Source organism: Micromonospora sp. NPDC049047 (genome assembly GCF_040649135.1).
Taxonomy (GTDB): Bacteria; Actinomycetota; Actinomycetes; order Mycobacteriales; family Micromonosporaceae; genus Micromonospora.
Genome location: NZ_JBEZEY010000007.1, coordinates 92,773 through 107,170, shown reverse-complemented (window position 1 = coordinate 107,170; position 14,398 = coordinate 92,773). Strand labels below are relative to the sequence as shown.

Annotated in this window: 12 protein-coding genes; 9 read left to right on the top strand and 3 right to left on the bottom strand. The window is 71.3% G+C overall.

Features of this window, described 5'->3' with window-relative positions; all coding sequences use genetic code 11:
- The first annotated feature begins 43 nt into the window (after window positions 1–43).
- Together AB0B86_RS13780 and AB0B86_RS13775 are read left to right on the top strand one after the other, a co-directional pair.
- Window positions 44–1,795, top strand: coding sequence for a biotin carboxylase N-terminal domain-containing protein (locus AB0B86_RS13780; RefSeq protein ID WP_357403673.1), 1,752 nt, complete (start codon window positions 44–46; stop codon window positions 1,793–1,795).
- Window positions 1,796–1,919: 124 nt separating this feature from the next.
- Window positions 1,920–3,359 (top strand): GuaB1 family IMP dehydrogenase-related protein, encoded by a 1,440-nt coding sequence (locus AB0B86_RS13775; protein ID WP_357403675.1) that lies wholly within the window; start codon window positions 1,920–1,922, stop codon window positions 3,357–3,359.
- 142 nt (window positions 3,360–3,501) lie between these two features.
- On the opposite strand, the gene AB0B86_RS13770 is transcribed toward AB0B86_RS13775, so the two are convergent.
- Window positions 3,502–4,053 carry a TetR/AcrR family transcriptional regulator gene (locus AB0B86_RS13770; protein WP_357403677.1) on the bottom strand — a complete coding sequence of 184 codons (552 nt, stop codon included), beginning with the start codon at window positions 4,051–4,053 and terminating at the stop codon, window positions 3,502–3,504.
- Between the two features lie 84 nt (window positions 4,054–4,137).
- Here AB0B86_RS13770 and AB0B86_RS13765 point away from each other — a divergent pair, with 84 nt between their 5' ends.
- The 4 genes from AB0B86_RS13765 (at window position 4,138) to AB0B86_RS13750 (ending at window position 8,887) form a co-directional block, all read left to right on the top strand.
- The gene (locus tag AB0B86_RS13765; RefSeq protein ID WP_357403679.1) at window positions 4,138–4,584 is read left to right on the top strand and encodes a DoxX family membrane protein; all 447 of its coding nucleotides are present in this window, start codon (window positions 4,138–4,140) and stop codon (window positions 4,582–4,584) included.
- Window positions 4,585–4,608: 24 nt separating this feature from the next.
- On the top strand, window positions 4,609–5,091 hold the full coding sequence (locus AB0B86_RS13760) for a MarR family transcriptional regulator (RefSeq protein WP_357403681.1): 483 nt from the start codon (window positions 4,609–4,611) through the stop codon (window positions 5,089–5,091).
- The gene (locus tag AB0B86_RS13755; protein WP_357418024.1) at window positions 5,085–6,818 is read left to right on the top strand and encodes an ABC transporter ATP-binding protein; all 1,734 of its coding nucleotides are present in this window, start codon (window positions 5,085–5,087) and stop codon (window positions 6,816–6,818) included. The genes AB0B86_RS13760 and AB0B86_RS13755 overlap by 7 nt, the downstream gene beginning before the upstream one ends.
- A 146-nt stretch (window positions 6,819–6,964) precedes the next feature.
- Window positions 6,965–8,887, top strand: coding sequence for an ABC transporter ATP-binding protein (locus AB0B86_RS13750; protein WP_357403761.1), 1,923 nt, complete (start codon window positions 6,965–6,967; stop codon window positions 8,885–8,887).
- Window positions 8,888–8,950: 63 nt separating this feature from the next.
- Here AB0B86_RS13750 and thrS read toward each other — a convergent pair whose 3' ends face one another.
- On the bottom strand, window positions 8,951–10,168 hold the full coding sequence (thrS, locus tag AB0B86_RS13745; RefSeq protein ID WP_357418022.1) for a threonine--tRNA ligase: 1,218 nt from the start codon (window positions 10,166–10,168) through the stop codon (window positions 8,951–8,953).
- 520 nt (window positions 10,169–10,688) lie between these two features.
- Between thrS and AB0B86_RS13740 the strand changes: the two genes are divergently transcribed.
- From AB0B86_RS13740 to AB0B86_RS13730, 3 genes are all read left to right on the top strand, one after another.
- Entirely contained in the window at window positions 10,689–11,309 is a 621-nt protein-coding gene (locus tag AB0B86_RS13740) for a DedA family protein (RefSeq protein WP_357403687.1), read from the top strand.
- Between the two features lie 94 nt (window positions 11,310–11,403).
- On the top strand, window positions 11,404–12,150 hold the full coding sequence (locus AB0B86_RS13735; RefSeq protein ID WP_357403689.1) for a phosphotransferase: 747 nt from the start codon (window positions 11,404–11,406) through the stop codon (window positions 12,148–12,150).
- Window positions 12,151–12,299: 149 nt separating this feature from the next.
- Window positions 12,300–12,953 carry a DUF998 domain-containing protein gene (locus AB0B86_RS13730; RefSeq protein ID WP_357403691.1) on the top strand — a complete coding sequence of 218 codons (654 nt, stop codon included), beginning with the start codon at window positions 12,300–12,302 and terminating at the stop codon, window positions 12,951–12,953.
- 40 nt (window positions 12,954–12,993) lie between these two features.
- On the opposite strand, the gene AB0B86_RS13725 is transcribed toward AB0B86_RS13730, so the two are convergent.
- Entirely contained in the window at window positions 12,994–14,397 is a 1,404-nt protein-coding gene (locus AB0B86_RS13725) for an NAD(P)H-quinone dehydrogenase (protein WP_357403693.1), read from the bottom strand.
- Window position 14,398: the final 1 nt, after the last annotated feature.

The following is a 14,398-nucleotide window of genomic DNA, read 5'->3' as shown; positions in this document are numbered from 1 at the left end:
GATACACTCCCGGTCAGTAACCTGCCGGGGAGGAGCCACGAAGGTGCGCAAGGTACTCATCGCCAACCGCGGCGAGATCGCCGTCCGGGTGATCCGTGCGTGCCGCGACGCCGGCCTGGGCAGCGTCGCCGTGTACGCGGACTCCGACCGCGACGCGCTGCACGCCACGCTCGCGGACGAGGCGTACGCCCTCGGCGGAGACAGCGCGACCGACACGTACCTGCGCATCGACAAGCTGCTCGACGTCGCCGCCCGGGCCGGCGCCGACGCCGTACACCCGGGTTATGGCTTCCTCAGCGAGAACGCCGACTTCGCCCAGGCCGTCATCGACGCCGGGCTGACCTGGATCGGCCCCACCCCGCAGGCGATCCGCGACCTGGGTGACAAGGTCACCGCCCGGCACATCGCCCAGCGCGCCGGCGCTCCGCTGGTCCCCGGCACCCCGGACCCGGTGGCCAGCCCGGACGAGGTGATTGCGTTCGCCGTCGACCACGGCCTGCCGGTCGCCATCAAGGCCGCCTTCGGCGGTGGCGGACGCGGCCTCAAGGTCGCCCGGACGATGGAGGAGATCCCCCAACTGTTCGAGTCGGCCACCCGGGAGGCGGTAGCGGCGTTCGGCCGGGGCGAGTGCTTCGTCGAGCGCTACCTGGACCAGCCCCGCCACGTCGAGGCTCAGGTCCTCGCCGACCAGCACGGCAACGTAATCGTGGTCGGCACCCGCGACTGCTCGCTGCAACGCCGGCACCAGAAGCTGGTCGAGGAGGCCCCCGCGCCGTTCCTCACCGACGCCCAGCGTGCCCAGATCCACGACAGCGCCAAGGCGATCTGCCGCGAGGCCGGCTACCACGGCGCCGGCACTGTCGAATACCTGGTCGGCAGGGACGGCACCATCTCCTTCCTGGAGGTCAACACCCGGCTCCAGGTCGAGCACCCGGTCACCGAGGAGACCGCCGGCATCGACCTGGTCCGCGAGCAGTTCCGGATCGCCGACGGCGAGAAGCTGCGGAGCACCGAGGACCCGACGCCGCGCGGCCACGCCATCGAGTTCCGGATCAACGGCGAGGACCCGGGTCGCAGCTTCCTGCCCGCCCCGGGCACTGTCACCGCGCTGCGGCTGCCCTCGGGGCCCGGCGTCCGGGTGGACACCGGCATCTCGGCCGGCGACGTGATCGGCGGCAACTTCGACTCGCTGCTCGCCAAGGTGATCATCATCGGTGAGACGCGGACCGAGGCACTTGAGCGCGCCCGCCGCGCACTTGACGAGATGGTGGTCGACGGGATGGCCACCGCGCTGCCGTTCCACCGCCTGGTGGTGCGCGACGAGGCGTTCACCGCCGAACCGTTCACCGTGCACACCCGATGGATCGAGACCGAGTTCGACAACACCGTGCCGCCGTTCACCGCCGCCGCCGGCGCCGTCGACGCGCCGGCCGAACGCGACACCGTCGTGGTCGAGGTGGGCGGCAAGCGCATCGAGGTCAGCCTCCCCGCCGGCTTCGGCGGGAGTACGACCACCGCCGCACCCGCCACCCGCAAGCCGACTCGGCGCGGTGGCGCGGGCAAGGCGGGCGCGCCGGTAGGCGGCGACGCCCTCGCCTCCCCCATGCAGGGCACCATCGTCAAGATCGCGGTCGCCGAGGGGGACACGGTGGCCGAGGGCGACCTGGTGGTGGTGCTGGAGGCGATGAAGATGGAGCAGCCGTTGCACGCCCACAAGGCGGGCACGGTCAGCGGGCTCACCGCCGAGGTCGGTGCCGTGATCACCGCCGGTGCACCCATCTGCACCATCACCTGAAGGAAGGCGCCGGGCGCATAGGAACGGGCCCTTCCTTACGCTTTGTCGGGCTGCAGGGCGTGCGGCCGGGTGGTTTGCGGCACCGACGTGGGCGATGGCGACCGAGGGCGGGAATGATGGCCGGGTGCGGTTCCTACACGGCGCGGTTCCCGCGCACGACCTGACCTATACCGACGTCTTCATGGCGCCGGCCCGTTCCGACCTCGGTTCCCGGCTCGACGTCGACCTGTCCACCAGCGACGGCACCGGCACCACCATCCCGCTCGTGGTGTCGAACATGACAGCGGTCGCCGGCCGGCGGATGGCCGAGACGGTGGCCCGTCGGGGCGCGATCGCGGTGATTCCGCAGGACATCCCGATCGAGGTGGTGGCGAATGTCGTCGCCTGGGTCAAGCAGCGGCACCTGGTCTACGACACGCCCATCACGCTTGGCCCGACGGAGACCGTCGGGGACGCCATCCACCTGCTGCCGAAGCGCTCGCACGGCGCGGTGATCGTGGTCGACGAGGCCGGCCGGCCGGTGGGCGTGGTCACCGAGGCGGATACCACCGGGGTGGACCGGTTCGCCCAGCTACGTCATGTCATGTCCACCGAGCTGCACACCGTGCCGGCGGACGCCGACCCGCGTACCGGTTTCGACAGGCTCTCCGCCGGCCGTCGCCGGCTCGCTCCGGTGGTGGACGCCGACGGTCGGCTGGTCGGGGTACTGACCCGCCAGGGCGCGCTGCGCGCCACCCTCTACACGCCGGCGGTGGACGACCGGGACCGGCTGCGCATCGCGGCTGCCGTCGGGATCAACGGCGACGTCACGGGCAAGGCCCGCGCCCTGCTGGAAGCGGGGGTGGACACGCTTGTCGTGGACACCGCACACGGCCACCAGGAGCGGATGATCTCGGCGTTGCGGGCGGTCCGCAAGCTGGACCCGGGCGTCCCGGTGGCGGCTGGCAACGTGGTCACCGCCGAGGGGGTACGCGACCTGGTGGAGGCCGGCGCGGACATCATCAAGGTCGGCGTCGGGCCGGGCGCGATGTGCACCACCCGGATGATGACCGGCGTGGGCCGGCCGCAGTTCTCCGCAGTGCTCGACTGCTCGACGGCGGCCCGGGAGCTGGGCCGGCACGTCTGGGCCGACGGCGGGGTGCGGCACCCCCGCGACGTGGCACTCGCCCTCGCCGCCGGCGCGTCGAACGTGATGATCGGCTCCTGGTTCGCCGGCACCTACGAGTCTCCCGGTGACCTCTACACCGAGCCGGACGGTCGGCGGTACAAGGAGAGCTTCGGGATGGCCTCGGCGCGGGCGGTCAGTGCGCGTACCGCCGACGACAGCCCGTACGACAGGGCCCGCAAGGCGGTGTTCGAGGAGGGCATCTCCTCGGCGCGGATGTATCTGGACCCGACCCGACCCGGCGTCGAGGACCTGATCGACGAGATCATCGCCGGGGTACGCAGCGCCTTCACCTACGCCGGCGCGCGGGACCTGACGCAGTTCCACGAGCGGGCGATCGTCGGTGTCCAGAGTGCCGCCGGCTTCACCGAGGGAATGCCCCTCCCCACCAGCTGGTAACCCCACCCCCACCCCCACCCCACCCCACCCCCACCGCTCCACCTCGTTGATCATGAAGTTATTGCCCCGACACGCCGATGCGGAAGGCAATAACTTCATGATCAACCAGAGAGGGCGGGGGGCCGGGGGGCCGGGGGTGGGGTTAGGGGGTTAGGCGGCTTAGGACTTGGCGGGCTGCTTTGCTCGGGTTGTTGCCTACCCGGGCCGGGAGGGCGTTGGCCAGCCAGAGGGTTGCGAAACCGTGGGCGATCGACCAGGCGGCGAGGGCATCCCGGTCGGCGTCGCCTCCGGCTGGCAGTGCGGCGACCCCGGAACGCAGGGCGGCGCCAGCGCGCTCCCGAGCGGCGACCAGCTCCGCATCGTCGGCCCGGTACAGCTCGGGCCGGAACATCACCTCGAAGTGCGCGCGGTGCCCGACGGCGAAGTCGACGTACGCGACTCCGGCGGCCAGCAGGTCGTCTCCCGCCGCGCTCAACGCCTGGGCAAGCAGGTCGAAGCCCTGAGCGGCGAGGGCGGTGAGCAGGCCGGCCTTGTCGCCGAAGTGGTGGGCGGGCGCGGCGTGCGAGACACCGGCCCGACGTGCCAGGTCGCGCAGGCTCAACGCGGCCGGCCCGACCTCCTCGATCGCGTCGAGTGCCGCTGCGAGCAGGGTGCGCCGGAGGTCGCCGTGGTGGTAGCCGCGCGTCTCGGTCATGCCCAAATCCTATCTTGTCATTGACAAGATGCCACTCCGTCGCGCAATCTTGCCAATGACAAGATTGCGCTGAGGAGGATTTCGATGGCACCCCTGATGGCCCTTTTGATCGGCACCACGATGGCCCGACTGGCTGGCCTGGCCGGTGTCGCCGCACTCGACGGCTGGCACCCCGCACTGCGGGTCGGGCTGGCACTGCTGTTCCTGGTGACCGGCCTCGCGCACTTCGTCGGCAAGCGCCGGGACGGCCTGATCGCGATGGTCCCGCCCGGCCTGCCCCGGCCGGATCTGCTGGTCACCGTCACCGGCGCGCTGGAGCTGGTTGGCGCCGTCGGGCTGCTGATCCCGGCCACCGCCCGGTTGGCCGCGGCCGGACTCGGCCTGCTCATGCTCGCGATGTTCCCGGCCAACGTCTCGGCCGCGCGCCGGAGGCTGACCCTCGCCGGACGCCCGGTCACTCCGCTCGCGCAGCGCACCGTCCTGCAACTCGTGTTCGTCGCCACGGCTGCCGTTATTTCGTTTGGCCCCTGACTATCAGGGGGCTAATGTACTCCCGTGGAACTCATCACCCTCCAGGATGTGCCGCTCGGCCGGCTGCTGGTGGTGGCCGGGCACCTCGTTGGGCAGCGGTGGAACCGCTACCTCGCCGAGGAGCACGGCCTCACCCAGGCCGGCATGATCACCCTGATGACGCTCGCCCGACACGGCGAGCTGCCCCACCGCCAGGTCGCCGAGAAGGGGTTCGTCCGCCCGGCGACCCTGACCGGCATCGTCGACACACTCGAACGCGACGGTCTGGTCGAGCGGCAGCGCGACGACAGCGACCGGCGCAGCATCCGACTCGCCATCACCCCCGCCGGGCGGGAGCGGGTAGCCGCGCTCGGCGCCCTCATGCACACCGGACGCCCACTCACCTCGGTCGACGCCGACCCGGCGAAGGCCCAGGTGATCCGGGAGTTCCTACTCGAGGTCATCGGCAGCGGAGACGACCCGCGGATGACCGGACGACCCACCGACGCGGAGGAACCGTCGTGCTGATCCAACTGTTGCGCGGCCAACTGCGCCCGTACTCCAGACCGCTGTTGGCGGTGGTGCTGCTCCAGTTCGTGGGCACCATGGCCTCGCTCTACCTGCCCAGCCTCAACGCCGACATCATCGACAAGGGCGTGGCGCGGGGCGACACCGACTACATCGTGCACACCGGCGGCTGGATGCTGCTTGTCAGTCTGATCCAGATCATCTGCTCGATCGCCGCGGTCTATCTCGGCGCGCGGATCGCGATGGGCTTCGGTCGGGACGTCCGGGCCACGTTGTTCGGGCACATCAACCGTTTCTCCGCCCGCGAGGTGGCCCGGTTCGGGGCACCCTCGTTGATCACACGGAACACCAACGATGTGCAACAGGTGCAGATGCTCGTCCTGATGAGCTGCACCATGCTGGTCGCCGCGCCGATCATGAGCGTCGGTGGCGTGGTGATGGCGCTGCGCGAGGACGTCGGGCTCTCCTGGCTGATGCTGGTGAGCGTGCCGGTCCTGGCCGTCGCGCTGAGCGCCATCATCCGCCGGATGGTGCCGGGCTTCCGGTTGATGCAGACCCGGATCGACACCGTCAACCGGGTGCTGCGCGAGCAGATCACCGGCATCCGGGTCGTCCGTGCCTTCGTCCGCGAGCCGTACGAGACGGACCGCTTCGGTGTCGCCAACGCCGACCTGACCGCCACCGCCCTGCGGACCGGACGACTGATGGCGTTGATCTTCCCGGTGGTCATGTTGGTGCTGAACGTGTCGAGCGTGGCGGTGCTCTGGTTCGGCGCCCAGCGGGTCGACTCGGGTGCGATCGAGATCGGCGCGCTCACCGCGTTCCTGGCGTACCTGATGCAGATCCTGATGGCCGTGATGATGGCCACGTTCATGCTGATGATGGTGCCCCGGGCCGCGGTCTGCGCCGAGCGGATCGTCGAGGTGCTGGACACCGAGTCCTCGGTGGTCCCCGCCGCCGCGCCGGTCAGCGAGCTGACCACCCGGGCCGAGTTGGAGCTGCGCGGGGTGCGCTTCCAGTACCCGGGCGCGGTCGAACCGGTGCTGCGCGACATCTCCTTCCGGGCCGCCCCGGGCACCACCACGGCGATCATCGGCAGCACCGGCGCCGGCAAGACGACACTGCTGTCGCTGATCCCCCGCCTGGTCGACGTCACAGCGGGCGCGGTGCTTGTCGATGGGGTGGACGTGCGGCAGTTGGCGCCGGACGAGTTGTGGCGGCGGATCGGCCTGGTGCCGCAGCGGCCGTACCTGTTCACCGGAACTGTCGCCAGCAACCTGCGCTACGGCAATCCGGACGCCACCGACGAGGAGCTGTGGGCGGCACTGGAGATCGCCCAGGCCCGGGACTTCGTGGCCCAGATGCCCGGCGGCCTGGAGGCACCGATCGCCCAGGGCGGCACCACCGTCTCCGGTGGACAACGGCAACGCCTGGCCATCGCCCGGGCGCTGGTCCGGCAGCCGGAGATCTACCTCTTCGACGACTCGTTCTCGGCGCTCGACCTGGGCACCGACGCGCGGCTGAGAGCCGCTCTGCGGCCGGTCACCGCGCAGTCCGCGGTGGTGATCGTGGCCCAGCGGGTCTCCACGATCATCGACGCCGACCAGATCGTCGTGCTTGAGAACGGAGGGGTCGTCGGAGTGGGACGACACGCGGAGTTGTTGGAGTCCTGCCCGACGTACGCCGAGATCGTGGCGTCCCAGCAGACCACGGAGGTGGCGGCGTGAGCGAGCGCGACGAGCCGCGCACTGCGGCCGTACCCAGTCAGAAGCCCAGCGGGGAGACCGGGCCGCAACCCGGCGGCGACGCGGCGACGCCGAAGCGGCTGCCGGCCGGCCGGCCGGGCGGCGGTCCAGCCTGGATGAGTGCCGGGATGCCCGCCGAGAAGTCGATGAATTTCGGGCCCTCGGCCCGGCGGTTGCTCGGCCGGCTGCGTTCGCACCGGCTGCACCTGGCCGCGATCATCACCCTGGCCCTGGTCAGCGTCGGTTTCAGCGTGGCCGGCCCGAAGATCCTCGGCCACGCCACAGACATCATCTTCAGTGGGGTGATCGGTCGGCGACTGGAGGCGGGCACCACCGCCGAGCAGGCCGTCGCCGCAGCCCGGGCCAGCGGCAACGACAGCTTCGCCGACATGCTGGCCCGGATGGACGTGGTGCCCGGGATGGGCATCGACTTCGACGCCCTGGGCCGGGTACTCCTGCTGGCGCTCGGGCTCTATCTGGCCGCGAGCGTGCTGTCCTGGTGGCAGGGTTGGCTGCTCAACGGGGTGGTCCAGCGCACCGTCCTGCGGCTGCGCGCCGAGGTGGAGGAGAAGCTCAACCGGCTACCGCTGCCCTACTTCGACAGGCAGCCCCGAGGCGAGCTGCTCAGCCGGGTCACCAATGACATCGACAACATCTCGACGAGCCTCCAGCAGACCCTCAGCCAGCTGCTCACCTCGCTGCTGACGGTCATCGGCGTGCTGGCCGTGATGTTCTGGATCTCGCCGCTGCTGGCCCTGGTGGCGCTGATCGCGGTGCCGCTGTCGGTGCTCGTCACCCAGCGCATCGCGAAGCGGTCACAGAAACAGTTCGTGGCCCAGTGGACGCACACCGGCGCGTTGAACGGTCAGATCGAGGAGGCGTACACCGGTCATGAGCTGGTGAAGGTCTTCGGCCGGCAGCGTGAGGTGGAGGCCGCGTTCCACGCGAAGAACGAGGAGTTGTTCCGGGCGAGCTTCGGGGCGCAGTTCATCTCCGGGATCATCATGCCGTCGATGATGTTCATCGGAAACCTGAGCTACGTGGCGATCGCCGTGGTCGGTGGGCTGCGGGTCGCCTCCGGCACGATGAGCCTCGGTGACGTACAGGCGTTCATCCAGTACTCCCGCCAGTTCACCCAGCCGCTCACCCAGCTCGCCTCGATGGCCAACCTGCTCCAGTCCGGGGTGGCGTCGGCCGAGCGGGTCTTCGCGGTGCTCGACGCCGACGAGCAGACCCCCGACCCGGTCGCGCCGGCCCGGGTCACCGATCCGCACGGGCGGGTCGAGTTCGAGCACGTCTCGTTCCGCTACGAGCCGGACAAGCCGCTGATCGACGACCTGTCGCTGGTCGCCGAGCCGGGGCACACGGTGGCGATCGTCGGCCCGACCGGTGCCGGCAAGACCACACTTGTCAACCTGGTCATGCGCTTCTACGAGCTGGACGCCGGTCGGATCACGCTCGACGGGGTGGACATCACAGCGATGCGCCGCGACGACCTGCGGGGCCGGATCGGCATGGTGCTCCAGGACACCTGGCTCTTCGGCGGCACCATCCGCGACAACATCGCCTACGGGCGGCCGGACGCCACCGAGGAGGAGATCCTCGCCGCGGCCCGGGCCACCTTCGTGGACCGGTTCGTGCGTAGCCTGCCGGACGGCTACGACACGGTTATCGACGAGGAGGGCAGCAACGTCAGCGCCGGCGAGAAGCAGCTCATCACCATCGCCCGCGCGTTCCTCGCCGAACCGTCACTGCTGATCCTCGACGAGGCCACCAGCTCGGTGGACACCCGCACCGAGGTGCTGCTGCAACGGGCGATGGCCGCGCTGCGTTCCGACCGGACCAGCTTCGTCATCGCGCACCGGCTCTCCACCATTCGGGACGCCGACCTGATCCTGATGATGGAGAACGGCCGGATCGTCGAGCAGGGCACCCACGAGCAGTTGCTCGCGGCGCACGGCGCGTACCACCGGCTCTACCGCTCCCAGTTCACCGGCGCGGTGGCCGACGAGGAACCGGCCGACCCCGCCGCCCAGCCGGCGACGGTCTGAGGGCGGGTCGCCGCCGTGCGCGCCAAACGACCGGCGGCGACCCACCCCGGCTCAGCGAGGGAGTCAGCCCACCGGGAGCAGCTCGGTGGCCCGGGCGGCGACCTGCCCGCCGATCAGGGCCAGCGCCGCGGCGGCGGGCATCGGCTCCAGGGCCCGGCCGCCGCGCAGGCGCAGCGCGAGGAGGCCGTCGGCCGCCTCCCGGGCACCCAACACCCCGAGGTACGGGACGCGGCGGCGGGCCGCGTCCCGGATCCGGGCACCCAGCGAGCCGGTGGCGTCCACCTCGACCCGCAGGCCGGCGTCGACGGCTCGGCGGGCCAGGTCGGCCGCCGCGTCGGCCTGCCCGTCGTCGACCGGCAGCAGGACCAGTTGGACCGGCGCGTACCAGGCCGGGAAGGCGCCCTCGTGCACCTCGATCAGGTACGCGAAGAGCCGCTCCATGCTGCCGACCAGGCTGCGGTGCACCATGACCGGGCGACGCCGGCTGCCGTCCGAGGCGGTGTACGACAGGTCGAACCGTTCCGGCTTGTCGAAGTCGAGCTGGATGGTGGAGATGGTCGACTCCCGACCGGCCGCGTCGACGATCTGAATGTCGATCTTCGGGCCGTAGAAGGCGGCCTCACCGGGTGCCTCGACATACTCCACCCCGGCCAGCGCGCCCCGGAGCAGCTCCTGGGCGTGGGCCCACTGCGCGTCGTCGCCTACGTACTTCTCTCCCGGCCCGCGCAACGAGAGCCGGAAGCCGGCCGGGCGGACGCCGAGCGCGGCGTGCGCGGCGCGGATCAGCCCGAGGATCTCGACGACCTCCGCGCCGACCTGCTCGGGGGCGCAGAAGGTGTGCGCGTCGTTGAGCGAGATGGCCCGCACCCGGGACAGCCCGCCGAGCACCCCGGAACGCTCCGAGCGGTACATCCCGCCCAGCTCCGCGATCCGCAGCGGCAGCTCGCGGTAGGAGCGGCCCCGGGCGCGAAAGACCAGGGCGTGGTGCGGGCAGAGCGCCGGCCGGAGCACGAACTCGTCGTCGGCGCTCAGCCGCATCGGCGGAAACATGTCGTCGGCGAAGTAGCCGAGGTGCCCGGAGAGTTCGAAGAGTTCCCGCTTACCCAGTGGGGGCGAGTAGACGTGCTGGTGGCCGGAGCGGCGCTCCAACTCCCGGACGTACTCCTCGACGGCGTGCCGGGCGGCGGCGCCGGCGGGCAGCCAGATCGGCAGGCCGGCACCGGCCAGCGGGTCGGAGACGAAGAGGTCCAGCTCGCGGCCGAGCCTGCGGTGGTCGATCATGTCGGGCTCCTGGATCGGGTACGACCCGGAGGCGACCTGGTCTCCGAACGGCGCGCGGCCCTCGGGGGCGGATCGCCCCGGGGCCTGGTCGACTGTGGTTACGTCAGAGCGGCACGCCGGGGATTCCCGGCGTCGTGGTCACCACTACCGCGCTGCGCATACGGCGACCGTACTCGCGGGGCAGCCGGGGACGCACCCGGATTTGCGGCGGCGAGCAGAGAGATGGGCCGCCGGCGCGGGACCCGCCGGCGGCCCTCGCGGCCCGAATCGTCAGGAACGGGGGACCCGACGGGCATGGGCCGCGCGCGTCAACGGTACGCCGACGTACGCCGATCCGCCGACCGGTACCGGACGGGTGGGACAGGCGGTGAACCCGTCACCCGGGATCGGTTCGACTCGTTGTGCCTGGGTGGCCCCTGTCGTGTCGACCGTCACGACGGGCCGGGCCTGTTCTCGGTGACGCCGGACACGCCGTCAGGCTCAAGACACCCAATCGGCCGCATCCGGCGAGGTGGCAGGCGTGCCCGAACTACTCACTGACGTCGCATCGCCGACGTGGGCGTACCTGGTGCTGCTCGCCCTACTGGTCGCGGACGCCTTCGTACCGGTGATCCCCACCCAGATCGTCATGATCACCAGCGGCGCGCTCACCGTCTACGGCGGGCTCAACCTGCCCGTCACCATCGCCGTCGGCGCACTCGGCGTCTTCGTCGGCGACCTGGCCTGCTACCTGCTCGGACGGCTCGCACCGGACCGGCGGTCGCCCCGGCACGCCGAGCTGAGCCGGGCCCGCCGGATGGCGAGCCGGGTCACCCAGGGGCTCCGACAACCCGGACCGCTTGTCATCCTGCTCTGCCGGTTCGTGCCCGGCGGCCGGATGGCGGCCTGCTTCTCGGCCGGCCGCAGCCGTTACCCGTACCGGTTGTTCGTGCTCTACGAGGCAGTCGCCGCGCTGGGCTGGGCCAGCTACGGCGCGTTTGTCGGGCACCTCGGCGGCACCGCGCTCACCGAGTCGGCGTGGCGACTGGCCATCATCGCCACCGCCGCGGCGGCCGGCTTCGCCGCGGCAGGCTGGGCCATGACGCTGGTCAGCGCCCGGCACGCCCGCGCCGCCGCCGCAGCCAACATCCCGATCGACTGAGCGGACCCCACCGCAGGGCGTCGTCCGGACGGAGCGGAACCGACGGCGGTAAAGTCGGGCGACATCGGCAGCTGTCATTGCCAGGATGGCCGGTATGGACGAGGTTGAAGTCGTCGTCGCCCACCGCCAGCGGGCGACGCTGCGCGTCGGCGACGTGTTCCTGAAGGTCGACGGCGACCCCGCGCACGCCGACGTGGAGGTACGGGCGATGGCGATGGCGCCGGTACCGACCCCGGCGATCCGCTGGCACCAGCCGCCCGTGCTCGCCATCGCCGCCGTGCCGGGCACCGCGCTCGGCCTGCTCGGCGAACCGTCGTCCGCGTCGCCGGCGGCCTGGGCCGCGGCGGGTGCCACCATCCGGCGGCTGCACGACGCGCCGCTGCCGCCGTGGCCGGGGCGCCGGCTCGACGACGCGGCGGCGGAGCTGGACAGCGAGTGCGCGTGGCTGCTCGCCAACGCCGTGCTGCCGGTCGAGGTGATCCGGCGTAACCGCGAGATCGCCGAGGCCGCGCTCCGGCCGTGGAGACCGGTGTTCATCCACGGCGACCTGCAGATCACCCACGTGTTCGTGGACGGCGACGAGGTGACCGGCGTCATCGACTGGTCCGAAGCCGCCCCCGGCGACGCCATGTTCGATCTCGCCATCCTGACGCTCGGGCACGAGGAACGCCTGGACGACCTGCTCGCCGGGTACGGGCCCGACGCGGACCGGGAGGTGATCCGCGCCTGGTGGTCACTGCGCAGCCTGGTGGCGTCACGCTGGCTGATCGAACACGGCTTCGATCCGGACGCGCCGGGATGCGAATTCGACGTGCTCAGATCCCGGATGCGGGACCCCTAGGGTCCGCCGGGTGCGCTGATCACGTGGAACTCCGGGCCCGACCGCTCGGGTCGTCCCCGCCCGAACCGACTGACTAGGGGTGGTCCCGGGGTCCGAATTCGGTGGCCGTCCCGGATTCGGCTCGGGCGCCCCCGGCGACAGGCTGAGGCATGCCCGGAACCCGGAACACCGGTGTGCTGGCCCTCGGCGGAATCGCCCTGGCGGCGCTGCTCACCGTGATCGGCCACCTCGAAGTGAACGACGACCTCAACCCGTGGGCGCTGACCGTCAGCGACTTCGCCGTCTCCGACCGGGGCGGCGTCATCGACATCGCCATGGTGGTGCTGGCGCTCGCCACTGTGGCGCTGCTGTACGGGCTACGTCGCACCGGCCCACCACGGCCCGGTCGGCCGGTCGAGGTGCTGCTCGGGGGGTGGGTGGCCGGGCTGCTGCTGGCCGCGGTGGTGCCGACGAACGAGCCGGGCACCGCCATGACCACCGCCGCGTACGTGCACCGGTACGCCTCGGTGGTCGCCTTCCTCGCCCTGCCGGCGGCCGGTTGGCTGCTCGCCCGGCGACCCGACCTGGCCCCCGCTGCCCGGACGCTACGCACCCTGGTCCTCCTGAGCCTGACCCTCGCGGCGGCGATGATCTGGTCCGCCTACCCCGGTGACCGTCTGCTGATCGGCCTGGCCGAACGCCTCCTCATCCTCACCGAGGTGGCGGTGCTGGCGACCGTAGCCCTGACCCAAACCCGGTCAGCCACCGCTCACGCCGTCGATCATGGAGTTGTGGTGCCCCACAAAAGGGGCGTGACGACGTGAACCGCCCACCACAAGTCCATGATCGACGAGTGGGGGTGGGTTACTCCAGCTCGTGGAGCATTAGCTGGCGGGCCGCTTCGGTGATCGAACCGGACAGGCTCGGGTAGATGGTGATGGTCTGGGCCAGCTCGTTGACGGTGAGGTTGTTCTCCACCGCCATGGTGATGGGCAGGATCAGCTCGCTGGCCTTCGGGGCGACCACCACCCCGCCGATCACCTGGCCGCTCGCCGGACGGCAGAACAACTTCACGAAACCGTCGGCGAGATCGTCCATCTTCGCCCGGGCGTTGCCGGAGAGCGGCAGCATCACCTGCCGGGCCGGCACCTTGCCCGCGTCCACCTCGTCCTGCGAGACACCCACGGTGGCCAGCTCCGGGTCGGTGAAGACGTTCGCCGCGACGGTACGCAGCCGCAGCGGGCGCACCGCCTCGCCGAGCGCGTGCCACATGGCGATCCGGCCCTGCATCGCGGCGACACTCGCCAACAGCAGCACACCCGTGCAGTCGCCGGCGGCGTAGATGCCTGGCACGTTGGTCCGGGAGACCCGGTCGACAGTCACGTAGCCGCCCCGGCCCAGCTCGACCCCGTACTCGGCCAGGCCCAGGTTGGCAGTGTTCGGGACCGATCCGACAGTGATCAGCGCGTGCGAGCCGGTGACCTTCCGGCCGTCGGAGAGCTCCACCTCGACGCCGTCGGCGGTACGCCGGACCGCGTCGGCCCGGGAGTTGTTGAGGATCTCCATGCCCCGGTTGCGGAACACCCGCTCGATGGCGGACGCGGCATCGGCGTCCTCGTGCGGCATCACCCGGTCCCGGCTGGACACCAGGGTGACCTGGACCCCCATCGCCAGGTACGCGCTGGCGAACTCCGCGCCGGTGACCCCGGAGCCGACCACGATCAGGTGCTCGGGCAGCTCCGGCAGGTCGTACACCTGGCGCCAGGTCAGGATGCGCTCACCGTCCGGTACGGCGGTGGGCAGCTGGCGGGGTGTCGAACCGGTGGCCACCAGCACTGTGGTCGCGGCGATGGAGTATTCCTCGCCGCCGTCCGCGGGGGTCACGACGACCAGGTGGGTGTGCCCGAGGGCGTCCTCGCCGAGCCGGGCGGTGCCGGCCACGAAGGTGACCCCGGCCTTGAGCAGCTTGGCGTGGATGTCGGCGGACTGCGCCAACGCCAGTCGCTTGACCCGCTCGTGCACGGCCCGCGCGTCGACGGTGACCGCCTCCAGGCCGTCCGAGTGCACTCCGAACTCCTCGGTGTCCCGGTAACCGGTGACCACCCCGGAGCTGGCGATGAAGGTCTTCGACGGTACGCAGTCGGAGAGCACACAGGCCCCGCCGGCGCCGTCGGCCTCCACCACTGTGACATCGGCGTCCAACTGGGCGGCGACAAGCGCCGCCTCGTACCCGGCCGGCCCCCCACCGATGATCACGATCCGGCTCACA

Bases quoted from the DNA above. Each gene is read 5' to 3' on its own strand.
- AB0B86_RS13765 (WP_357403679.1), top strand. From the start codon at position 4,138: ATGGCACCCCTGATGGCCCTTTTGATCGGCACCACGATGGCCCGACTG.
- AB0B86_RS13750 (WP_357403761.1), top strand. From the start codon at position 6,965: ATGCCCGCCGAGAAGTCGATGAATTTCGGGCCCTCGGCCCGGCGGTTG.
- AB0B86_RS13770 (WP_357403677.1), bottom strand. From the start codon at position 4,053: ATGACCGAGACGCGCGGCTACCACCACGGCGACCTCCGGCGCACCCTG.
- AB0B86_RS13730 (WP_357403691.1), top strand. From the start codon at position 12,300: ATGCCCGGAACCCGGAACACCGGTGTGCTGGCCCTCGGCGGAATCGCC.
- thrS (WP_357418022.1), bottom strand. From the start codon at position 10,168: ATGATCGACCACCGCAGGCTCGGCCGCGAGCTGGACCTCTTCGTCTCC.
- AB0B86_RS13735 (WP_357403689.1), top strand. From the start codon at position 11,404: ATGGACGAGGTTGAAGTCGTCGTCGCCCACCGCCAGCGGGCGACGCTG.